Genomic DNA, 21,499 nt, shown 5'->3' with positions numbered 1-21,499 from the left:
TCGTCTCATTCATTTTTGATATATGTCAAGAGGAAACTAATATGGTGGCGGCGTTTGCCGGCTTCAAAGCCAGAGCCCTGATCGAAACCGCTGAGGGCAACCGACGTGACCCTAATTCGGAACCTCCTGATGAAAAAACTTGTAGGTGGCAACGACAAGGATTCTCGAACCAAAAAGCCTGCAGCAGGAGGAATGTTATGCGCGTGAGTATTCTGGGGGCCGGGGCAATCGCCTATGGCCTTGCCGCCTATTTGGCACAATCGGGGCATTCGCCAACGCTTTGGTCACCGTCGGGAGAGCGCACAAAGAGGCTGGCCACTGGCGAATTGTTAAAAGCGACGGGGGATATCGCGGCGACCGCACCGGTGCGCATTGCCAAGGATTGTAAGGATGCCGTCGCCAACGCGGACGTGGTGGTGATCGCGCTTCCCGCTTACGGCCACAAGATGGTGATGGATGCCGCCGTCCCTCATCTGGCAGATGGTATTCCGGTCATCGTCAGTTCGCACAGTTCATTCGGGGCGCTATATCTCTCCAAGCGGTTGGCCGAACGCAAGGTCAGGTTGCCGATCGTCGTTTGGGGCACAACGCTCTTGACCGGCCGCCAGCTCGGACCAACCGAAGTCCATGTTACTTCCATTCGCCAGAAGCTCGATGTCGCGACGCTGCCTTTCGATGCGCTCAACCTAGGGTACGAGCTTTGTACGGCCTTGTTCGGCGATCGTTTCGTCAAGCGCGATGGTCTGCTGGCAATTGCGCTCAGCAACCTCAATCCGCAGAACCATCTGGGAATTGCCCTTCTCAATCTCACACGCATGGAGAAGGCCGAGCAGTGGAGCCAGGGGGGGAATGTCACTCCTGCCGTTGGTCGCTTCATCGAGGCTCTGGATGCCGAACGATTGGCCATAGCTGCCCATTTCGGTATCGCGGTTCGTACCGTTCAGGAACATTTTTCATTGTCCTTCCACGTCCCCATGAGCACTGTTTCGGAAATGAACCAGGAGATGGATCGCCAAGGTCGTGGTGGCTTTGGCCCGCCGACGATCGAGAGCCGCTATATTCTCGAGGACGTTCCGTTCGGCCTGTTACCGACCGCAGTCCTTGGGAAGATCAGCGGAAATCCGGCGGTTCTCCATGAATCCGGAATTTCCATATTGTCGGCGGCTTATGGCCGGAATCTCAAGGGAGATAATGATATTCTTCCCGGGCTCGGCATCGAGGAAATGACAAAGGCGGATCTTGAAACCCTTTGCCACACGGGTTTTTGATCGCGCTCGCGGCCAATGCGGCGCTTGGGAAAGCTAGCGCGACGCTCCACGTTAAATCATTGCGACCTGCTTCTAACGCTAACGACGTGCGAAGGGGACCAACACAGGTTGGACATTATCAAACTGTGTTGGTCGGTCCGAGTTGGCTATTTCATCCGCTTGATCTCCGCATAGTCGCCGCTGGCGCGTAGGGTCACAGTAATGTCGCTGGCGCCGCGATTGCGCCAGAACCAGCCGTGATTGCCTTCGAAAGCAGCTTCCAGTGTGCCCTCGCTTGCCGGCACGCCGCGGCCCTTTTCGTAGCTGACCGACTGGCCGCCGCCGTCGCCATGCATGTCGAAATTCACCACGCCGCCGTCCACCGTCCACGAATAGTTCGCCCTGGCCGCCTGGCGCATCGCCAGCTTCACTTCCGCTCCCTCGCCGGGTGCCAGCGAAATCGCCATCTCGTCGTGATTTCCGGCCGGCTCGGCGGGTGCGGCCGGGACCGGCTGGGCCGGCGCTGCCACCGTCTCGGCGATCTCGGGCTCGGGCGTCATCGGCAAGTTTTCGGCCGGCACGACACCGCCGACATTCACATCGTCCTGCGTAACAGGGCTTTGCGCAGGCGCTTTTGCGCTGAGCGCCGCGAGCAACGTCTCGATGCGCTCAAGGCGTGCCGCCAGCTCCGGTGGAGAGTCGGCCTGCTGGAGCCTTGGCGCCGTCGCCTTCGCCACCATGGCGGCCTCGTCCGTGGCGGCCTCTGCCGCGAGCTGGGCCTTGATCTCGCCCATCTTGGTAAGTCCCAGCAGCCGCCCGGCGCCGGTCGGATCGACAGCGTATTCGGAAGGCATGACGATCGTTACCAGGATGGCGAGTGCGGCCGATGCGGCAATGATGGTGGAGCGCCTGAGCTGCGCCGAGGTGGGCAGGTCCGCGCGATTGGGAAGATCCGAATTGTACATTGTGTCCGTTCCTTAGGATGCGATGAAAAGGCCGGTGAGCTGGTACCCGACCAGCAGGAACCCGGCGGTCATCATGACGACGTTGGCGGTGTAGGCATGGCGCCAGAAGCTTTTCGTACGGCGCCAATAGCCCATGAGGATGAGAATGGCGCCGAGTGCCAGCATCTGGCCGATCTCTACACCGACATTGAAGGCGATGAGGTTGGGGACCAGCCCATCCGGCGATATTTCATAGTCGAGGATCTTGGTTGCCAGGCCGAAGCCGTGGAAGAAGCCGAAGATCAGCGTCGCCACCTTCGTGTTCGGCTGGAAGCCCAGCCAGCGCTGGAAGGCGCCGAGATTGTCGAGCGCCTTGTAGACGACGGAAAGGCCGATGATGGCGTCGATCAGGTAGGGATTGATCTTCCAGCCGAAATAGACGCCGAGCAGCATCGTCGTCGAATGCCCGATGGCGAACAGGCTGACGTAGATGCCGATATGCTTCATCCGGTAGAGGAAGAAGATGACCCCGAAGAGGAAGAGCAGGTGGTCATTGCCGGTCATCATGTGCTTGGCGCCGAGGTAGATAAAGGAGATCAGATGGACGCCGCTGATTTCCTGGATATAGCCCTTGTCGCCGGCGGCGACGCCGTGAGCGTAGGCAAGCCCGCACAGGGCAGGAAGGATGAGGATCGCCACAAGGGCGCTGAGGACGAACTTGCCGGGTGCGACAGCAGCCGGCGCGCCGCCCCCAAAAAAGGGTCGTTGCATGGTTTGGTTCCCGAGAATGAGAAGGGTGTGGCCAGGACGGCCGCGGTTGCTTAAGCGGCAAAACCGCGTGGCGGTCGGTCGATATCTGAAGGCCGCGCAGCTACTGCCGCAGGTCGTTCTGTTTGCCGCCAGCTTTCCTGTTGCGGGCCAGCCGGCGAGACCGCGACGATCGCGGCGTCGGGGATGTCGTGCGAATGATCGGCGCCATAGGCGCCAAGGTGGGCACTCGTTTGCTGCCCGTCGGCCGTTTCATCGTCCTGAACGTGATCCGCAGCGGCTGACTGCTCCAGCCCAGCCGGCAGGCATTGCGGCAAGGCATTGGCTACGGGCAACGGAAAAAGCAGAACGGCAAGCTGCAGGATCGCCAGCAGCGCCAGACGCAAAATCCGTGAAGTCGAGCCGTTCATGCCACCGATCAATAGATTTTCATGCTTAACGAAGATTGCCTTATCCGCTGATCGCGTCCGAATAATGGACGAGGCAGCGGTGTTCAACCGTCATTCGGTCGCATTTGCCGATGCCCCGGCCAGCAAGCCAATGACGTTGTCTGGGTGGCGCGGATCCGAGCATCTTACATTGACACTGTCCTCTCCAGGGGGATAGCATTCGACGATGAACGAGCGTCCTCACGTCCACGAAACCCATCCCGACATCATCAAGCGGTTGAAACGCGCCGATGGCCATTTGCGCGCCGTTGTCGAGATGATTGAAGCAGGACGACCTTGTCTCGACATCGCCCAGCAGTTGCATGCCGTCGAGAAGGCCATTTCCCAAGCCAAGAAGACGCTGATCCAAGATCACCTCAACCACTGCCTGGAGGACGTCGTCGGACCTCTGGCGCGCGAGCAGCGCCGTTCGATCGACGAGTTCAAGGACATAACCAAGTACCTGTGAGACACCCCCCATGATGGACGGTATTCGCGACTGGTTTGGCTTCGGCCCGGCAACCCAGGGCTTTGGCGGGCACGGCCATGATCATGGTGAGGGTGGCCACGGCCACACGCACGGCGTCATCGATCCGACGATCGCGACGACCGACCGGGGAATTTGGGCGATCAAATGGTCATTCGTCATTCTGGCCATTACCGCGGCGCTTCAGCTCGTGGTGGTGTTCCTGTCGGGCAGTGTGGCGCTGCTTGCTGACACCATCCACAATGTCGGCGATGCGGTGACCGCCATCCCGCTGTGGGTCGCCTTCATGTTGGCCCGGCGCAAGCCGAGCAAGACCTTCACCTACGGGCTGGGTCGTGTCGAGGATCTGGCCGGCATCATCATAGTGCTGATCATCCTGTTCAGTGCCATAGTCGCCGGGTACGAGGCGATCGACAGGCTGATCCATCCGCAGCCCATCACCTTCCTCGGCTGGGTGGCCGCCGCCGGCCTGATCGGCTTCATTGGCAATGAGGCGGTCGCAGTGTTCCGCATCCGCGTTGGCCGTGAGATCAACAGTGCGGCGCTGATCGCCGACGGCTATCATGCCCGCACCGACGGCTTCACTAGCCTGGCGGTCGTTCTCGGCGCAATCGGCGTGTGGCTGGGCTTTCCGCTCGCCGACCCGATCATTGGCCTTTTGATCACGATCGCGATCTTCGCCATCGTCTGGCAGTCTTCGAAGGCGGTTCTGACGCGCATGCTGGACGGCGTAGAGCCCGGCATTGTCGAGGAAATCAATCATGCGGCCGAGCATGTGCGCGGCATCGAGCAGGTTGCCCAGGTGCAGGCGCGCTGGATCGGCCATCGCCTGCATGCCGATATCGCCATCAAGGTGGCCGACACTGCGACGGCGAAGGACGTGGCCGGCATCACCGAAGCCCTGAGAGGGGAACTGTTCGATCACCTGCCGGCGCTTTCGGAAGCAAACATCCGCCTGGAGGGCGAAGGCGGGCCTGTGGCGGGTAGTTCTGGCCATGGCCATCACGCGCCGGAGCCGTTCAACGTCGCCAGCGACCTAGCCGCAGGGCTGCTCGAAATCGTGGACACGCCGGCAGGCGAGCGCATGCGTCTCACCATCGACAGCCATGCCGACGATCTTGAGGCGACCGTGATCATCGACCGGCCCCAGGGACCCGAGACGCTGCCTCTCGGGCCTGTCGCCGGCGATCACCAACGCCTCGAGAGCAGCGTTGCCCCGGCCGAGCCGCACGAGTTCGAGGCGAGGCTGATCCTGACCGCGAAGGGCAAGGAACAGATCCTGCCGTTCAAGATGGTCGAGCCGGAAGGCCACCATCACTGACCTTACGACTGGCGCGATACCGTACACCGCCCGCGCATTCCGAGAAGACAGACATCATGCTGGAAGTCCTTGCCGACCGCACCTATCGGCACCTGTTCCTGGCGCAGGTCATCGCGCTCATCGGCACCGGCCTTGCCACAGTGGCGCTAGGGTTGCTGGCTTACGATCTTGCCGGCGCCAATGCGGGTGCCGTGCTCGGCACCGCGCTCGCTATCAAGATGATCGCCTATGTCGGCGTGGCGCCCGTGGCGGCGGCCTTCGCCGAGCGCCTGCCGCGCCGCACCATGCTTGTGTCGCTCGACCTCGTGCGGGCGGCGGTCGCCGTCTTTTTGCCCTTCGTCACCGAGGTCTGGCAGATCTATGTGCTGATTTTCATCCTGCAGGCGGCCTCGGCGGGCTTCACGCCAACGTTCCAGGCCTCAATCCCTGACGTGCTGCCCAAGGAAAAGGACTACACGCGGGCGCTGTCGCTATCGCGGCTGGCCTACGATCTGGAGAGCGTGGTCAGTCCGATACTGGCGGCGGCACTGCTTTCCGTCATCAGCTTCCATAGCCTGTTCGCAGGCACGGTCATAGGCTTCATGGCGTCGGCCGCGCTGGTGGTGTCGGTGGTTCTGCCCAGCCCGAAACCGTCTGAGCCGCGCGGCATTTACGAGCGCACCACACGCGGCATCCGTATCTATCTGGCGACGCCGAGATTGCGCGGCCTGCTGGCGCTCAACCTCGCTGTCGCCGCCGCCAGTGCCATGGTGATCGTCAACACGGTTGTGCTGGTCCAGGCAAAATTCGGCCTTTCCCAGAGCGACACGGCATTTGCCCTTGCCGCCTTCGGTGGCGGCTCGATGATCGCGGCGCTGGTCCTGCCGCGGCTGCTGGACAGCATCCCGGATCGGGTTGCGATGTTGTCAGGCGCCGGCCTGCTGGTCGCCGGCGTGTTCGCCGGGCCTCTCGCCGGCAGTTACGCGCTGCTTCTGCCGCTGTGGTTCGTGCTCGGGATTGGCTACTCGCTGGCGCAGACCCCGTCTGGGCGGCTGATCAAGCGTTCCGCCGATCCCGTCGACAGGCCGGCATTGTTTGCCGCGCAATTTGCGCTTTCGCACGCCTGCTGGCTGATCACCTATCCAATCGCAGGTCTCGTCGGCGCGGCGATGGGCCTGTCCTTCACCTTCGTCCTGCTTGGCATCATCGGCGCTGCGGCGCTCTTGGCCGCGATGTGGCTGTGGCCGCGTCACGATCTCGACGTCCTCACCCACGCCCATGACGATCTGCCGGACGGGCATTCACATCTCGAGGACGCCGTCTGGACCGAAGCAGGTTTCGAGCACGCGCATGGCTACGTCGTTAACGATCGGCACCCAAAATGGCCGAAAGGGAACTGACCGGCCGCAATGCTGGGAGATGTCGCTACCTTCGGCGGGCTGTTCCTGACCGCGTTCGCCGCAGCGACAATCCTGCCGCTGCAGTCGGAGGCGGTGCTAGCCGGTGTGCTGGTTGCCGGAACCCAGTCACCGGAAGCGCTGATCCTCGTCGCGACGATCGGCAATGTGCTCGGCTCCGTGGTCAACTGGCTGCTCGGCCGTGGCATCGACCGTTTTCGCGACCGCAAATGGTTTCCGATGAAGCCAGCAGCTTTCGACCGCGCCGTGGCTCGCTATCGCCGTTACGGGCGATGGAGCCTGCTGCTGAGCTGGGTTCCCGTCATCGGCGATCCGCTGACAGTGGTCGCCGGCGTGCTACGCGAGCCGCTCTGGAGCTTCGTTGCGATTGTCACGATCGCGAAAGCCGGCCGTTATCTCGCACTGGCGGGCGCTGTCCTGCACTGGATATAGCGAGGAGCGGCCGGCACTATCGCCTGGCCGGCCCGATATCCGAGTGGTCGACCCCCATGGCGCCGAGGCCCTGGCCGGCCATCCGCTGGAACAACTCGTCGATCTGTGCCGGGGAGAGCTTGCTGTCCTCGGAGATCCACCAGGCAAGCACTGCAAGAAATGCTCCTGATATGAACTGGACGGCGATTTCGATCGGCATGCCGGTGTAGCCGATCCGCTTGCCGGCAAGTTCCGTCCGCACGGCGCGCCGTATCCGTTCACGCAATTGATCGTGGATGGTATCGCCACTGCTCGCAAGCAGCGCGTGGTGAAGCGACCTGAACGCGCGCGCGTGCTCGAACATCGGCAGGCTGAATTCGAACAGCCGGTTGCCTGTCTTTTCGTTTGCCGACACGCGCTTGCTCAGCGACTGCAGATGCGCCTCCAGGGCTGCGCTGCGCAGTTCGTCCTTGCCGGCGTAGTGGGTATAGAAGGTCGACCTGCCGACATCAGCTTTCTGGCAGATGTCTTCCACGGTGAGAGCCGCATAGCCGCGCTCCGGGATCAGGGCAATCAGCGCGTCCTGCAGCAGGGCGCGCGTGCGCGCGACGCGCCGGTCGATCGTACCCCTGTCGTCGGTCCGCTCGATTTTCATGGTCACTGCCCCTTGTCGCGTGCGGTTTCGGACATCCGGCGCTCCAGTGTCTGTCAATGGCATTCTCGGACACTGTGTCCAGTATGATACGCCAAGTCCAGAAGTTCAATAAACCTTGAGCACACTGGGAACGACGAGGAGGCAAAAGACATGCACCAATTTGGTCATCGGGCCGGCAACGGACAGCATTCGCGAAAGGGCGCTATTGTGCTTGTCGTGCTCGTCAAACTGTCGCTGGTCGCCGGTTTGCTGCTGATGTTTCATTTGGGGGGCGGCTATCTCAACGCCGGTGCCTGGACGGTTGCAGTCCACGGCCTCATCCTCGCCGCGGTCGCGGCATTCGCGCTCTGGGGCGGCTTCCGTCACATGCGGCCTGCCAGCGCGCATGGCGCGAGCGACAAGGGCATTGGCACCGTCCTGCACAGCGGGGCCGGCTATGACCTGCTGGTGCGCGTCCTGACCTTGGGTCGCGAGAGCCGGTTCCGTGAATTCATGCTGCGTTTGGCAAGGCTCCAGCGCGGCGAGGCGGTGCTCGATGTCGCTTGCGGCACGGGCACGCTGGCCATCTCCGCGAGACGGCTGGTCGGTCCCGGCGGCAGCGTCGCCGGCATCGATGCGTCGGCCGAGATGATCGAGAGGGCGCGCGCCAAGGCCATCCGCGCCGGCCTTGACCTGGACCTCGTCAATGCGACCGCTCAGGAAATCCCTTTCCCGGATGGGCACTTCGATGTCGTGATCGGCACGCTCATGCTGCACCATCTGTCCTACCCCGTCCGCTCAACCTTTTTCCAAGAGGCAAGGCGCGTGCTGAAGCCCGGTGGCCGGCTGCTGTTGATCGACTTCGGCAGGCCGCTGCGCGAATCCAGATTGCCGAGGCTCCATCGGCATGGACATATCGACATGAATACGGTCGCAACGTTGTTGGCCGAAACAGGTTTCAAGATCGAAGACATCGGCGCCGTCGGAGCCATGAATCTGGACTATGTTCGCGCGACGACGAACAAAGTCCTGCCTGCCTGATCGCGGCATGCGGCGGCCGCCGGACCGGGCGCCGACCGAAGACGCCCGTTACGCGGGCCGCGTTGCGCTATCAGCGATTCCGGCATTATCTTGCCGGATTGCCATGTCTGAATCGTCGGGTTGATGTCTAAGGCCTTCTTTTCCCTGACCCTTGCGGCCGCGTGCCTGGCCTCACCGCTTGCGCTCGCCGATGGCGTAGACCGGGCGCTGGACGCCTTCCACTGGACATGCCTTGCGCAAGGTCCCGACTTCGAGCGCACCATTGCATTGGCGAAGACGCGCGGATGGACGCCGCTCTCCGATGGCGCGGACCTTGCTCCCATCGAGGACATGAAGGTCTTCCGCGGCTGGCAGGCGACCGGCGCGGACCTGCCTGCCGGAACGATGATCGCGGTGACCAGGGCGACCATGGACGGCAGGACAGTCCAGACTTGCTCGGTCAAGCTCCTCGATGTCGATCGCGCCGAATTCGAAAAGCGGTTCTTCGTCCGCACCGACGCCGAAAAGATCGCCGAGAAGAGGAAGGGCAGCGTGATTTCCCGGCTGTTCATCCTAATTGTCGGCAATCGCCGGCAGCTTGTGCATTTGACGTCGGCGGGCGTTCAGGGCAGTGCAATCATTGCAAGTTCCATCGTCGATGAATGATCCCGCCCCGGTCCCATTTTGGCCTGCTTGCGCTGCCAGGTGTCCAGACTGACGTGAACGATAAGGAAATAGGCGCCCATGCGGCTGGCAGGTAGGATTTCAGGCGTGGCGCTCCTGTTCGCTTCGACCGTTGCGGCGGGCGCCCACCCTCATGTCTTCGCCGAAGCGCGGCTGGACCTGACGGTCGGCGCCGACAGGTCGGTCAAGTCGCTTAGGCATCTCTGGCGGTTCGACGAGCTCTTCTCCTCGACGGTGCTGATGGAATTCGACAAGAATTCCGACCTCACCCTCGATGCCAAGGAACTCGACGCCGCCGCTCTCACCATCCATGCCTCGCTCGCCGAATACAATTATTTCCAAATGGTCACGGTGGATGGCAAGGACGTGGCGATGACGCCGCCGGCCAGGCTCGTCACCAGCTACGAGAACAATCAACTCGTCATCCAGTTCGAGACGCAGCCGAAAGAGATGCTGCCGCTCGCCGGCAAGGTCAGCATCGGCGTCTATGATCCGACTTTCTACACGGCGATCGATTTTACAGATGACGACAAAATTGCCGTAGCCGGCCTGCCGCAAGGCTGTTCACGCACGGTAGTGCGCCCCGATCCCAACACGGCGATCGCGCAGAACCAGACGAAGCTTACGGACGCTTTCTTCAATGATCCGACCGGAACCGATCTCGGCAAGATCTTCGCCACGCGTCTCGAACTGACATGCGCTTGACGGGCAGGGCCGCCTGATGTTCCTGCACCTCGTCGAGTTCCAGCGCACGATCTACCTGGCGCTTGCCGAGCAGATCAAACTGCTGTCCACCGGCGGCGACTGGCTGGGTTTCACGGCGTTCCTGCCCATGGGCGTGCTCTTCGGTGCCGCGCACGCGCTGACGCCCGGCCACAGCAAGGCGGTGCTGGCAACCTATCTGGCCGGTTCGGATGCCAAGGTGGCGCGTGGCCTCCTGGTCTCGATCACGCTCTCCGTCACCCATGTGACCATCGCGGTGGTGATTGCCGCCCTGTCCTTGCCGCTCGTCTCAATCGCCTTGGGCAGCGTCGGCCGCGCTCCTCTGCTGGAAGACATCAGCCGCGGACTGCTTGGGCTGATCGGGCTATGGATGCTGTGGCGGGCACTCAGCCATGGGCATCATCACAAGCACGAAGGCGAAGCCGTCGGCTTCATGGCCGGCCTGATCCCGTGCCCGCTGACGCTGTTCGTGATGACCTTCGCGATTTCGCGAAGCGTTCCGGTGGCGGGCCTTCTCTTTGCCGGCACGATGATGATTGGCGTGGCGATCACGCTATCGGCCGTCGCAATTTTGTCGATCCTACTGCGCGAACGCCTGGTGTGGTTTGTCGAAGGTAGGTCGCGCCTGCTCGAAGCGATCACCCGCTCCATCGAGGGCTTGGCTGGCGCTGCCCTGATCGCGCTTGCCATCCACGAAATCTTGCTTCGCTGATTTGACCAAGACGCGACTGATTGTGCGCTGCTCGTAGATGTCGTCCCCATTCGTGAATTAGGCCTGCCACGGCCACTTTGCACATTCCTTCCGAACCTGCGCAGGGCTCAGACCCAAGTCTGCCATTTGATGGTTTTCGAGTTCGGCTAGTTGTTCTCGTTGGCGATGGAATTCGATCCAGCGCGCCACCGATGCTATCGAGCGCACTAAATTGTCCATGAGGCGATGGGCACTTGCCTTTGGCGGTGAACGCCTCGGCGTTTCAATCAGCAGGGGATCTAACATTTCTCATCCTTCCGCAGTGCGCTTGGTTGACGTGTGCTGCGGAAATGCTGCAATCTGGTCACGGGCGCAAAGCATGGTTTCTCGTGCTTGGCCCAATTTTTCTCATGACATGGTGCGAAATTGGCCCGCCGACTGCCCTCACTCAACGCCCTCAAAGCCTTCGAGGCGGCGGCACGTCACGAGAGCTTCACCAGGGCGGCGGAAGAGCTGTCCGTGACGCAGGGGGCGGTGAGCCATCAGGTGAAGGCGCTTGAACTTGAATTGGGGATCAGGCTGTTCGATCGCGAACGTCAAAAGCTGAGCATCACGCGGGCCGGCCTCTCGTATCTGGAGGTGGTGCGCGATGCCTTCGACCGTATCGCTCTCGGCACGCAACGCATCCAGCATCTATCCCTAGCCGGAGCGCTGACGGTCAGCACGTCGCCCGACTTTGCGGCCAAATGGCTGGTAAACCGCCTTGGCAGGTTTGCCGAGACGCATCCGGACATCGATCTCAGGATTTCCGCAACCATGCATCACGTCGACTTCGCAAGAGAGGACGTCGATCTTGCCGTGCGGCATGGCGATGGCAACTGGGCGGGGCGTGATGTTGTCCGCCTGTGCTCCGAGCAGCTGTTCGCGGTCTGCAGTCCAAAACTTCACGAGCGGATGCGCGAGCCGTCCGATGTGCTGAAATTTCCGTTGCTGCATCTCGATGACCGAAAGGACTGGTCGGAATGGCTCGAGGCCGCTGGAGTGGGAGATTCCAAACTCCTTCACGGACCGGTCTTGAACCGCGCAAGCATGGTCATAGACGCTGCTATCGACGGCCAGGGCGTCGCACTCGCCCGCACCACGCTTGCGGCTTGGGACCTCATCAACGGGCGCCTCGTAAGACCGTTCGCCACGGCTCTGCGATTGTCCAAGACCTACTGGATCGTCTGCCCCCAGGCGACGTCGATGCTCCCGAAAATCACGACATTCCGCGACTGGCTGTTGGCCGAGGCCGCTGATGACGTACGTCGCCTCAAGACGCTCGCTCCATAGCAGTACTTCCAAATCGCGAACGCCCGGCAGTCTCAGGCGTTACTCGCCAAAGGCTCAGTTCCTCGACTAAGCCGTGCCGCAGAGCATGGCGTGTGATGATGGCAAAGTCGCCTTTTTCAGGCGGCAGCGCGGTTGGCTTCTGGCGCCGCAGGACCTGTCTGTCCCAGGAAGTGGCAAGCGCTGACTTCCTAGAATCCCGATCGAGTGCATAGGATGTGTGGCTGAAGGCCACGCCATCGAGCAAGCCCTGAATGTACCCGGCGATGCTGTCAGCCGCCATGATGAGCGCGGTGTCCACGGTGTGAATGTAGCGGCTCGTCACCGTCCCTCGGGAATGCCCAACCAAGGCGGCGATAGTCGCCTCGGTGAACCCAAGGTCGTTGGCGATGCTAGCGAAGCTGTGCCGCAGAACATGGGGTGTGATGCCGGCCAGGTCGGTGTTCTCGAGCAGCTTCGTCCAGTGCCTGGGGAAGCTTCCGAATGGCGTGGCGTCCTCCCAGCCGGGAAAGACATAGTCGTCGGAGCCGTGTTCCTCGTCGCGGCGACCTTCAAGGTATTCCAGCACCGGCAGACCGATCGGACGCACCGACGCTCCCTCCTTGCTGTCGGTCAGGCGCAGGCAACTGCCTTCAACATCGACTTCGCCGTAACATAGGCCGATGACCTCGCTGCGTCGACAGCCCGTCAGCGCGATCACCCGGATCATTTCCGCGGTGGTCTCGTATTGCCCGTCATCGACTGCCTTCCGCAGAATATCACCAAGCGTACGATACTCCTGCTCGCTGAGGCGGCGAGCGTTTATCCTGTCCTTCGGTTTGCGAACGCCATGCACGGGGTTCTGCTCGATGATACCGAGTTCGACCGCATAGCTGAGAATGCCGCCGAAGAGCCCTATCGTTCGGGCTGCCGTGCCTGCTCCGCCGCGCACGATTGCGCGCCCGCGCGGCTTGTCCGTCTTGACGTTCGCGCGTGTCTTGCCCGCCATGATGTCCTTCATGGCCTGGGTGATGTCGGATTTGGCCAAATCCCTTACCCGTCGACTGCCGAGCAGCGGGACGATGTGACGCTCGACGCGCCCGACATCGGTGGAGATTGTCGTGGGTTTCTTGGGCCGCCCCCTTTTCCCGAGCACGAGCCCATTCTTGAGATCTTCGAGGTAACGGGTGCAGAGTTCCTTGACCGTGATCGCTTCCCGATCGAGCTTGCGCTCTTCGGCGGGGTTGCCACCCCTTGCGACCTGACCCAGCAGCACTTTCGCCTCGCGCCTGGCTTCTTCAGGGGTCCAAACTCCGTGCAGACCGATTGTGTAGCGACGCGAGCGGCCGGCAGTGCGATACTGCAGGACATAGCTGCGTTTTCCCGAAGCGAAGACACGCAAGCCAAAACCGGGCAGTTCTTCGTCCCACATGACATAGTCCGAGGACCTGATATCGGTGGCATCGACGGTTCGTTTGGTCAGCTTCGCCATGCTTTTGGGTCTCCTTGACTGATTCCCTGCGTAAGCAAAGCGTAAGCACGGCAGGGAGGGGTTTGAGCCGCTCCGTCGTACCGTCCGCGCTGATCGATTTCAAATTTGTTTTGCGATTTCAGTGGCATAACGTGCATTCGGATAGAATCGGATAGTTCCGGCGAAAGCCACTATCCATTCTCCGAAGGCAGAGGTCACAGGTTCGAATCCTGTCGGGTGCGCCAGATTCTATAGATATTACAAATGGTTAGGTCGGCTATGGGTTCGGCAGTTCGATGTTGGGCAATTTGCACGTAAGCGGCAGAGCCGGGTTTTCCACTCATTGTACTGGCGCCAATCGATGCGAGTTCGCTCGGAATACGGCAAAAGCAGCCCATTTTCTTTGGGAAAGTCGACATCGAACAAACGGCAGACTGGTGGCTGCTGCCCATAAAGGCAGCAGTCAAAGTCGTGCGTCCCGTAGTGGATTTGGACACGTGGTTGTTAGAGGTGCCCATCATCGGAGGTCGGCAGGAATGGGGCCGCAAGCGGCCTGACAACTCACAGGACGAGGTCATTGAAAGCGGCCATTCCGCTTTCAATCTTTTGGAGGCCATCCAACGGATTCGCGGACTGACTGATCGACCGAGCCAAAACTCGGGGGCGAAGGCCTGCAAGTTTGCGACGCCAATGAACCAGACCCCCAAGGCCGTCTTCTCACGACGGGGGCCGGCCATCCTGGGGAACGGGAACACCCCGCTGGCGCTCGACGAGGCCTGCGCTCGTCAAAACGGGTACCAGAGCCATCATTTCCCGCTAGCCGTGGTGGAGTTTGTCTCGGAGACGCCCACAAATACCAGTGATGGTGCCAACCACCGTGCTGCGGTTATTGTCGGCACGATAGTTGTCCGAACAGATGACCATGGCGATTTGGCTGAATGGCTCAGTAAAAAGACGGTGTCCCTGTCCAGCGCCCATAAATGTGTCGGCACTCAAACCCGACCAGTGGAAAAGCCGAGCCAGGTTCTCGACATCTGGCCTCTGTCCCTGCGCCATGAGGATCAGTGTTGAAGCGCTGACTCCCGAAAGGTCCGCGACTTGCTTCCAGTTCAGTTTTCTATCTGACTTCTTTCGATCCAGCTCCTTCAAAAACGCCTGTGTGTTGAACTCAGATCGCGTCATCCAGTCCACTCTTTCAAACAAGATATGAATCTATATCGACTTTCGAGCTCGACTTGCGAAGACGAGCCGTATTAAAGAAAAGCACGCCCATACCGACGGGTCTCCCGTTCGGCTATTTAACGTCGAGCAGTGGACCGCGCTACATCTTCACCCGATCCGACTTCGGATCGTACATCGACTTCAGCGATGCTTCGGCGGCAAAGCGCTCGCCTGCGATCTCGATCTCGTAAGAAGAAGCCAGCACATCCGCCTCGCTCTCGCCCTGGCATGGCACATAGCCCAGCCCGATGGCGCCGCCGAGGTGATGGCCGTAATTGCCTGAGGTGATCGGGCCGACGATCTTGCCATCGCGCAGGATCGCCTCATTATGGAAGAGCAAGGGCTCGGGGTCCTTCAGCCGGAACTGCACCAGCCGCCGGTTCAACCCGGTCTCCTTCTTCTTCAGCACGGCATCGCGACCGAGAAAATCGCCCTTGGCCGTCTTCACCGCAAAGCCGAGGCCGGCCTCCAGCACATTGTCCTCGTCGGTGATGTCGTGGCCGAAATGCCGAAAAGCCTTTTCGATGCGGCAGCTGTCCAGCGTGTGCAGGCCGCAGAGCTTCAGGCCGACATCGGCGCCCGCTTCGTCGATCGCCTCGAAGACATGAGCGGCCTGGTCGGTCGAGATATAAAGCTCCCAGCCGAGTTCGCCGACATAGGTGACGCGGTGGGCACGGGCGAGACCCATGCCGATTTCTATCTCCTGAAACGTCCCGAACGGATTATTCTCATTGGAGAAATCGTTGGGGCTGACCTTCTGGATCAGCTTTCGCGAGTCCGGCCCCATCAGGCAGAGCACGGCCTCAGCAGCCGTGACATCGGTGATGACGACGAATTCATCGCCGACATGCCGGCGCAGCCAGGCGAGGTCGCGCTGCAGCGTCGCACCGGGGACGACGAGGAAGTAGGCGGTGTCCGACAGGCGCGACACGGTGAGGTCGCTCTCGATGCCGCCGCGCCGGTTGAGCATCTGCGTGTAGACAATCTTGCCCGGCGCCACGTCCATGTCGTTGGCGCACAGCCTTTGCAGAAAGACGCAGGCGTCGCGGCCCTCGACGCGGATCTTGCCGAACGAGGTCATGTCGAACAGGCCGACCTTGTTGCGGACCGCCAAGTGTTCCTCGCGCTGGTTGTCGAACCAGTTCTGCCGTTTCCAGGAATAGCGGTATTCGCGTTCCTGGCCCTCGCGCGCGAACCAGTTGGCGCGCTCCCAGCCGGCGACCTCGCCGAACACGGCGCCGCGCGCTTTCAGATCTTCGTGCAGCGGCGAGCGCCTGACATTCCTAGACGTTGCCATCTGCCGGTAAGGAAAATGGTCGGCATAGAGCAGGCCGAGTGTTTCGGAGACGCGCTCCTTGAGGTAGCGGCGGTTCTTCTGGAACGGCTGGGCGCGGCGGATGTCGACTTCCCAGAGATCGAAGGGTGCCTCGCCGTCGTTGATCCACTGCGCCAGCGCCATGCCGGCGCCGCCGGAGGAGACGATGCCGATCGAGTTGTAGCCGGTCGCCATCCAGTAGCCGGACAGTTCCGGCGCCTCGCCGAGATAGTAGCGGTCGTCCGGGGTAAAACTCTCAGGGCCGTTAAAGAAGGTGTGGATGCCGGCAGTGGCCAGCATCGGCATGCGGTTGACGCCCATTTCGAGGATCGGCTCGAAATGCTCCATGTCCTCGGGCAACTGGTCGAAGCAGAAATCCTCGCGGATGCCATCCATGCCCCAGGGCTTTGCCACCGGCTCGAAAGCGCCGAGCATCATCTTGCCGGCGTCTTCCTTGTAGTAGGCACATTCGTCGGGGACGCGCAGCACCGGCAGGCGGGTGAGGCCGGGGATCGGCTCGGTGACGAGGTAAAAATGCTCGCAGGCGTGCAGCGGAATGGTGACGCCGTTTTGGGCCCCAAGCTCACGGGCCCACATGCCGGCGCAGTTGACGACGAGGTCGGCCTCGATCGTGCCTTGTTCGCCGCCTTGCGCCCACGACACGCCGGTGACGCGGCCGTCCCTGGTGTGGACCTTGGTGACCTTGACGTTCTCGACGATGGTGGCGCCGCGCTGGCGCGCGCCCTTGGCCAGCGCCATAGCGATGTTGGCGGGGTCGCACTGGCCGTCGAGCGGCAAATGGACGGCGCCGACCACATCCGAAATGTTGAGATGCGGGTACATCTCACTAACTTCGTTGGGCGAAATCTCGCGCACATCGACATCGAAAGCGCGGGCGAGCGACGCCTGTCTATAGATTTCGTGTTTGCGCTCTTCGGTCAGCGCCACGGTGATCGAGCCGACTTGGCGCATGCCGGTGCCGATTTCGGTCTCGGCTTCCAGCTTGACGTAGAGGTCGGCCGAATATTTTGCCAGTCGTGTCATGTTCTGCGAGCCGCGCAGCTGGCCGATCAGGCCGGCGGCGTGCCATGTCGTTCCCGACGTCAGCTGCTTGCGTTCGAGCAGCACAATGTCGGTCCAGCCGAGCTTGGCCAAGTGATAGGCGACCGAACAGCCCGAGACGCCGCCACCTATGATCACGGCGCGAGCTTTGGACGGAATAATCAAGCGGTCTTACTCCCGTTACTAGACCAATCCATGCCGGATAAGCTGATGCCAGTGCGGCCAACCAAGCGGCGACCGATGCAGTCAGGTCAGCGATCTCGTGACCATCCAATCCTGTAAACGCATCCAGTTTGCTTGCCCTCGACACTTTTAACGTAACCAAGCACCACGTCGTTCGTCGCGACAGCCTTCGAACCCCGGAAGTAAGGACTGTACAGCGGAGAGGACTCCTCGAGCATAGTCGGACTCACCAGATTGATCCGACGATCTTGGCGAAGCTCAATTGCAGCACTTCGGATAAATCCTTCGAGCGCGCCATTGACCATCGCGGACGATGTCCCGAGCGATATCGGATCGTCGTTCGTTGGACCGGAAGTCAACGTGAACGATCCTTCCTCACGAAGGAATCCAAGTCCAAGTCTGACAAGGTTCACCTGCCCCATGAGTTTGCTTTGCAAGCCGATCGCATATTGCTCGATGGTGAACTCCGCGAGCGGGGCGAAATGAACGGTGCCGGCTGTGCATATCAGGGCATCGAACTCGCCGATCTGACTGAACATTCGGCTTATGGACTAGGGATTGTCGATATCGACCTGGAAATCGCCGGCGCTTCGGCCAACAGCGATCAGATCATGGCGCCTGGCGAGTTCGGCCGACACGGCCTTGCCGATCACGCCGCTCGCACCAACATGAACGATTCTCACGAAGCCCCGCCTCTCTGCGCCTTACACGCCCAACGGTTCAAGCGAACGGCGAAGCTGCGTTTCCTGATCTGCGGAGAGCTTTCTCAATGGGCTGCGAACATTACCTGTTCCGTAGCCGCGCAGTTGCGCCGCTCGAAGTACTGACGGCGTATAGGGCGACCTCCAGATAAAGAGCAACGAGGGCAACATGCGTTGCCAGAGCGCTAGCGCCTGTTCATATTCCTTACGGTCCACCAATCTATATAGGTCGACCGCTTCAGAAGGCATGTAATTGGCACCGCCCCATATGACGCCGCGTGCCCCGGCCATCAACGCGTAGAGTGTGGTGGTGTCGCAGCCATTGAGGACCGTCCCGCTTGTCTGCAGGTATTCCTGATGGACAGTGAAGTCCCCTGCACTGTCCTTGATGTAGTTGAAGTTCTTCAACTGGGTCAGGCGCTCAAACAGCTGTGGTGAAACCGAAATGCCGGTGGCCTGTGGGATGTTGTAGCCGACCAGGTCGATACCTAGTTCAGCATCGATTGCTTTGTAGAAGTCGAAGATTCCCTGCTCATCACTCGGGCCCTCCAGGTAGGGTGGCAGCACCATCAATGCGTCGGCGCCGACGGACTCCGCGTGACGCGACCTTCTGATGACTTCGTCCATATTCAAAGCGGAGGTCTGGCAAATGACGTTGCAGCGACCAGCTATTCGCTTTGCGCCTACTTCGTAGAGGCGGTTGCACTCGGCCTCGGTAAGATAGGGATGTTGCCCGGTCCCTGCGCCAAGCACCAGCCCGTGAACACCTGCGGCGACGTACTTGTCGATCAGATCCTCGAAAATCGAATAGTTGATCGCACCATTCTCATCGAACGGTGTTTGCATTGCCAGATTTATGCCCTTCAGGTCCGCCATGATCTCTCTCGTTGTATCTAGACTTCAGCGCCGGCCTGTCGGAAACGGACCGCGGTTACGATTCGAACGCCCATCGCTGTGACGGGTCTGGGATAGGGCTTGCTGGGACTAGCGCGCGTCTTGAGGATGTCGACTACCGGCGACGATCGCCCTGACGCCAGGTCGGCTATGGCCTTGCCGAAGGCAGCTCCTCGCGCGACGCCTGTACCGTTGCAGAATGCGGCGCCATAGACCTTCTCCGCCAACTCGCCGAAGACCATTCCGCCATTTTGCGCGAGAGTAAGAAGGCCACCCCAACTGGCCTCGAAGCCGATCGAGGAGAGCTCCGGCCACCGCCGATCGAACGCGATCTGCTGCTGCACCCGAGCCTTCATCACGTCCTGCGTGGTGGTCTTGAAGTCCGTCGCATAGGAATAGACGTTGCGAAGGAACAGCCGGTTGTCGATCGTGCGACGAACCGTCGTGCCGAAGCTGTTGGCTGGGATTAGTCCGTAGGCTCTCTTGTTCCCCACCTGCGAAAGCTCGCTCTCGGTGAGCTGTCGTGTCATGCTCGCAAATGTGTACAGCGGTATGGCGCGGTTGTCGAAGAAACCGAACTTCGTCAGATAGCCTGACGCGCAGATGATGACCTTCGAAGCCCTGATTGTTCCGGCGGGCGTCTCGCAGATGTGCTTCGGCGCCCCGAACTGCACCGCCACGATGGGGGTGTTTTCGTGAACGGTGACGTTCGCGGGCAGGCGCCTTGTCGCATTCTGGAGATACTTCGCAGGCTGGACCAAGACGGTGCCGGGATGATGCAGGGCTTTGATGTAGTGCTTGCTTCCTGTGATCGCCTGGATTTCGGGGGTCTCGACCCAGCTGTAGTTCTGCCCAAGCTTATCCAGTGCCTGCGAAAAGCGGTGCAGATCCTCCACACCATGAGCGGTGGCCGCACTGTGGTATTTTCCCTGCGCGTCCCAGTCGCAATCGACCCCATGCTCTTCGACAGCGCTTCGGATATAGGCGATCCCGTCCAGGTTAACGAACAGCTCTTCCTTGTTCCCCTTGATGTCTTCGACGAAATCGCGCTTCCGAGGATTGTGCGCGAGATCGATGACGAAACCCATGCACCGTCCGGATGCATTGTTCCCAATACGGCCGGCGTCTACCAGGACAACCGAAGACTGCGGGTTGAGTTCGGCAAATCGGCGGGCCGCGTGCAGCCCCATCCAGCCGCCGCCAATCACGAGGCAATCACAAGCAACATCGCCTTCCTGTGGAAGCAGCGCCAACTTCGGTCCGGCAGCAGTGTACCAGCCGGACACAGTCGGTTCGGGATGGGGTGGCTGAACGACTTTGCGCTCTTTCGTCATGGTTTGGTTGAACGAATTCACTGCCAACTCGCTGAGTTAAGGCGACCGATGACGAAGGCTTGGCAACAATCCGCGGTCGCGTTGTTTCCTGTTCAAATAGATCAGTTGGCTGGCGTCTCGTAGACGGAAAAGATAGCGTCTGATATAGACCTGCTTCATGTCAAAGCTTCGTAGCATGGTGCCCTCGACGCATTCGCTTTTTGTCTTCGAAGCGGCTGCCCGCACCCTAAGTTTCAAAAGCGCAGCCAGCGAGCTCAACGTGACGCAACCGAGCGTCTCGCACTCGATCAAGTCGTTCGAAAAGCATTGCGGGACCGCGCTCTTTGCCCGTGATAATCGAGGGGTAGAGCTGACGGAGGCAGGCAGGCAACTCTACGATGAGGTGCGCACGAGTTTCCGCCGTCTGGAACAGCGACTTGAGACCATCTCAGATCGCGGAACGAAGTACATCACTTTTGCTGCGTCGACTTCTCTGGCAGCACATTGGCTTGCGCCTCAGCTCTATCATTTCCAGGAAGAGCATCCCGACGTTAAGATCAAGGTTGTCGCCACCGATCGGGATATCGAGCCCGATCACGAAGTGGACGTCACCGTATGGGTGCGGCCACGGGATTTTGACAGAACCAACAGTTGGTTCGTATGCGACGAGATCATTTTTCCCGTCTGCTCCCCCGCATATCTTCTGGCGCATCCCGCCCCCCAGAGCGTCGATGAGCTGGTTCGACATCAGCTTATTCATTCGTCCGATGCCTTTCGCCGGCGCATGAGCTGGCCCGAATGGGTCGCGCTTGCAGGCGGAGATCCCAGCGAGACGAAACCGAACATTGTATTCAATGACTATCAGCTGACGCTTCAAGCAGCTCTTGCCGGCGAAGGAATCTCGCTGGGATGGTCCCTGACCGCCCAACACCTGCTCAAAAACCGCCTGCTGGTTCGGCCCATCGCGACCGAGATCAAGACCGACCGCGCCTTCTTCCTGTTGTCTAATGGCGATGCAGGCAAAAACAAGAGGTGCAAGGTACTTGTAGACTGGTTCCTCGCGCAGTCGCAGGAATTGCGCCCTTAGACGGCTACCGGCACCGCTGCCCAGGTTCCCGTACCCACCCCAGCCGCCTCGCCTTTCGGGTGTCCTAACCAGGCAACGAGTGCCTGCGCAGTCGATCCAGGTATAAACTGAGTTTAACGCCAGCGAAACCTTTTACGAGTCCTCAGGGCGCTCACAGAACCCTATTGTCAACGTCAATGAGCAGGGCCG

General features: G+C 60.8%; 23 protein-coding genes. 11 read left to right on the top strand and 12 right to left on the bottom strand.

Annotated elements, in window-relative coordinates:
- Nucleotides 1-197: 197 nt before the first annotated feature.
- Nucleotides 198-1,268: an NAD/NADP octopine/nopaline dehydrogenase family protein gene (locus NKH42_RS00830; RefSeq protein ID WP_352973934.1), complete on the top strand. Its 1,071-nt coding sequence runs from the start codon at nt 198-200 to the stop codon at nt 1,266-1,268.
- 146 nt (nt 1,269-1,414) lie between these two features.
- Here the strand turns inward: NKH42_RS00830 and NKH42_RS00825 are convergent, their stop codons facing one another.
- The 3 genes from NKH42_RS00825 to NKH42_RS00815 are packed head-to-tail and all read right to left on the bottom strand — an operon-like array spanning nt 1,415 to nt 3,456.
- A complete protein-coding gene (locus tag NKH42_RS00825; protein ID WP_352973738.1) occupies nt 1,415-2,212 on the bottom strand; it encodes a hypothetical protein in 798 nt (265 codons plus the stop codon).
- Between the two features lie 12 nt (nt 2,213-2,224).
- Complete coding sequence (locus NKH42_RS00820) at nt 2,225-2,962, bottom strand: HupE/UreJ family protein (protein WP_352973735.1); 738 nt, start codon at nt 2,960-2,962, stop codon at nt 2,225-2,227.
- Nucleotides 2,963-3,012: 50 nt separating this feature from the next.
- Entirely contained in the window at nt 3,013-3,456 is a 444-nt protein-coding gene (locus tag NKH42_RS00815) for a hypothetical protein (RefSeq protein ID WP_352973733.1), read from the bottom strand.
- A 118-nt stretch (nt 3,457-3,574) separates the two neighbouring features.
- Here NKH42_RS00815 and NKH42_RS00810 point away from each other — a divergent pair, with 118 nt between their 5' ends.
- From NKH42_RS00810 to NKH42_RS00795, 4 genes are read left to right on the top strand one after another with little or no spacing between them, the layout of a single operon-like run.
- On the top strand, nt 3,575-3,856 hold the full coding sequence (locus NKH42_RS00810; protein WP_352973732.1) for a metal-sensing transcriptional repressor: 282 nt from the start codon (nt 3,575-3,577) through the stop codon (nt 3,854-3,856).
- Between the two features lie 10 nt (nt 3,857-3,866).
- On the top strand, nt 3,867-5,195 hold the full coding sequence (locus tag NKH42_RS00805) for a cation diffusion facilitator family transporter (RefSeq protein ID WP_352973730.1): 1,329 nt from the start codon (nt 3,867-3,869) through the stop codon (nt 5,193-5,195).
- A 56-nt stretch (nt 5,196-5,251) separates the two neighbouring features.
- Nucleotides 5,252-6,574, top strand: coding sequence for an MFS transporter (locus NKH42_RS00800; protein WP_352973728.1), 1,323 nt, complete (start codon nt 5,252-5,254; stop codon nt 6,572-6,574).
- Nucleotides 6,575-6,586: 12 nt separating this feature from the next.
- Nucleotides 6,587-7,024: a YqaA family protein gene (locus NKH42_RS00795; RefSeq protein WP_352973932.1), complete on the top strand. Its 438-nt coding sequence runs from the start codon at nt 6,587-6,589 to the stop codon at nt 7,022-7,024.
- Between the two features lie 16 nt (nt 7,025-7,040).
- On the opposite strand, the gene NKH42_RS00790 is transcribed toward NKH42_RS00795, so the two are convergent.
- Complete coding sequence (locus NKH42_RS00790) at nt 7,041-7,658, bottom strand: TetR/AcrR family transcriptional regulator (RefSeq protein WP_352973727.1); 618 nt, start codon at nt 7,656-7,658, stop codon at nt 7,041-7,043.
- A 150-nt stretch (nt 7,659-7,808) separates the two neighbouring features.
- Here NKH42_RS00790 and NKH42_RS00785 point away from each other — a divergent pair, with 150 nt between their 5' ends.
- From NKH42_RS00785 to NKH42_RS00770, 4 genes are all read left to right on the top strand, one after another.
- A complete protein-coding gene (locus tag NKH42_RS00785) occupies nt 7,809-8,678 on the top strand; it encodes a class I SAM-dependent methyltransferase (protein WP_352973725.1) in 870 nt (289 codons plus the stop codon).
- Between the two features lie 123 nt (nt 8,679-8,801).
- The gene (locus NKH42_RS00780) at nt 8,802-9,323 is read left to right on the top strand and encodes a hypothetical protein (RefSeq protein ID WP_352973723.1); all 522 of its coding nucleotides are present in this window, start codon (nt 8,802-8,804) and stop codon (nt 9,321-9,323) included.
- Nucleotides 9,324-9,401: 78 nt separating this feature from the next.
- The gene (locus NKH42_RS00775) at nt 9,402-10,046 is read left to right on the top strand and encodes a DUF1007 family protein (RefSeq protein WP_352973722.1); all 645 of its coding nucleotides are present in this window, start codon (nt 9,402-9,404) and stop codon (nt 10,044-10,046) included.
- A 16-nt stretch (nt 10,047-10,062) separates the two neighbouring features.
- Nucleotides 10,063-10,776: a HoxN/HupN/NixA family nickel/cobalt transporter gene (locus NKH42_RS00770; RefSeq protein WP_352973720.1), complete on the top strand. Its 714-nt coding sequence runs from the start codon at nt 10,063-10,065 to the stop codon at nt 10,774-10,776.
- Nucleotides 10,777-10,833: 57 nt separating this feature from the next.
- On the opposite strand, the gene NKH42_RS00765 is transcribed toward NKH42_RS00770, so the two are convergent.
- Nucleotides 10,834-10,995: a DUF1127 domain-containing protein gene (locus tag NKH42_RS00765; protein WP_352973930.1), complete on the bottom strand. Its 162-nt coding sequence runs from the start codon at nt 10,993-10,995 to the stop codon at nt 10,834-10,836.
- A 186-nt stretch (nt 10,996-11,181) separates the two neighbouring features.
- Between NKH42_RS00765 and NKH42_RS00760 the strand changes: the two genes are divergently transcribed.
- Nucleotides 11,182-12,087, top strand: coding sequence for a transcriptional regulator GcvA (locus NKH42_RS00760; protein ID WP_352973718.1), 906 nt, complete (start codon nt 11,182-11,184; stop codon nt 12,085-12,087).
- Here NKH42_RS00760 and NKH42_RS00755 read toward each other — a convergent pair.
- From NKH42_RS00755 to NKH42_RS00725, 7 genes are all read right to left on the bottom strand, one after another.
- Nucleotides 12,068-13,555, bottom strand: a complete 1,488-nt coding sequence (locus NKH42_RS00755) for a tyrosine-type recombinase/integrase (protein ID WP_352973716.1) — start codon at nt 13,553-13,555, stop codon at nt 12,068-12,070. The two genes, NKH42_RS00760 and NKH42_RS00755, sit on opposite strands and share 20 nt — an antisense overlap.
- A gap of 795 nt (nt 13,556-14,350) precedes the next feature.
- Complete coding sequence (locus NKH42_RS00750) at nt 14,351-14,716, bottom strand: helix-turn-helix domain-containing protein (RefSeq protein WP_352565149.1); 366 nt, start codon at nt 14,714-14,716, stop codon at nt 14,351-14,353.
- A gap of 139 nt (nt 14,717-14,855) precedes the next feature.
- Nucleotides 14,856-17,297, bottom strand: a complete 2,442-nt coding sequence (locus tag NKH42_RS00745; protein ID WP_352973715.1) for a GcvT family protein — start codon at nt 17,295-17,297, stop codon at nt 14,856-14,858.
- Between the two features lie 86 nt (nt 17,298-17,383).
- Nucleotides 17,384-17,854 carry a short chain dehydrogenase gene (locus NKH42_RS00740; RefSeq protein ID WP_352973714.1) on the bottom strand — a complete coding sequence of 157 codons (471 nt, stop codon included), beginning with the start codon at nt 17,852-17,854 and terminating at the stop codon, nt 17,384-17,386.
- A 12-nt stretch (nt 17,855-17,866) separates the two neighbouring features.
- Nucleotides 17,867-17,998 (bottom strand): Rossmann-fold NAD(P)-binding domain-containing protein, encoded by a 132-nt coding sequence (locus NKH42_RS00735; RefSeq protein ID WP_352973713.1) that lies wholly within the window; start codon nt 17,996-17,998, stop codon nt 17,867-17,869.
- 21 nt (nt 17,999-18,019) lie between these two features.
- Nucleotides 18,020-18,892: a dihydrodipicolinate synthase family protein gene (locus NKH42_RS00730; protein WP_352565144.1), complete on the bottom strand. Its 873-nt coding sequence runs from the start codon at nt 18,890-18,892 to the stop codon at nt 18,020-18,022.
- Between the two features lie 17 nt (nt 18,893-18,909).
- Nucleotides 18,910-20,265, bottom strand: coding sequence for an NAD(P)/FAD-dependent oxidoreductase (locus tag NKH42_RS00725; RefSeq protein ID WP_352973712.1), 1,356 nt, complete (start codon nt 20,263-20,265; stop codon nt 18,910-18,912).
- A gap of 136 nt (nt 20,266-20,401) precedes the next feature.
- Here NKH42_RS00725 and NKH42_RS00720 point away from each other — a divergent pair, with 136 nt between their 5' ends.
- Complete coding sequence (locus tag NKH42_RS00720) at nt 20,402-21,310, top strand: LysR substrate-binding domain-containing protein (RefSeq protein WP_352565141.1); 909 nt, start codon at nt 20,402-20,404, stop codon at nt 21,308-21,310.
- The last annotated feature ends 189 nt before the right edge of the window (nt 21,311-21,499 follow it).

This window comes from Mesorhizobium sp. M1142 (assembly GCF_040318565.1).
Lineage (GTDB): Bacteria > Pseudomonadota > Alphaproteobacteria > Rhizobiales > Rhizobiaceae > Mesorhizobium.
Note: the sequence above shows the minus strand (reverse complement) of the source record. Positions and strands in the feature narration are given on the sequence as shown.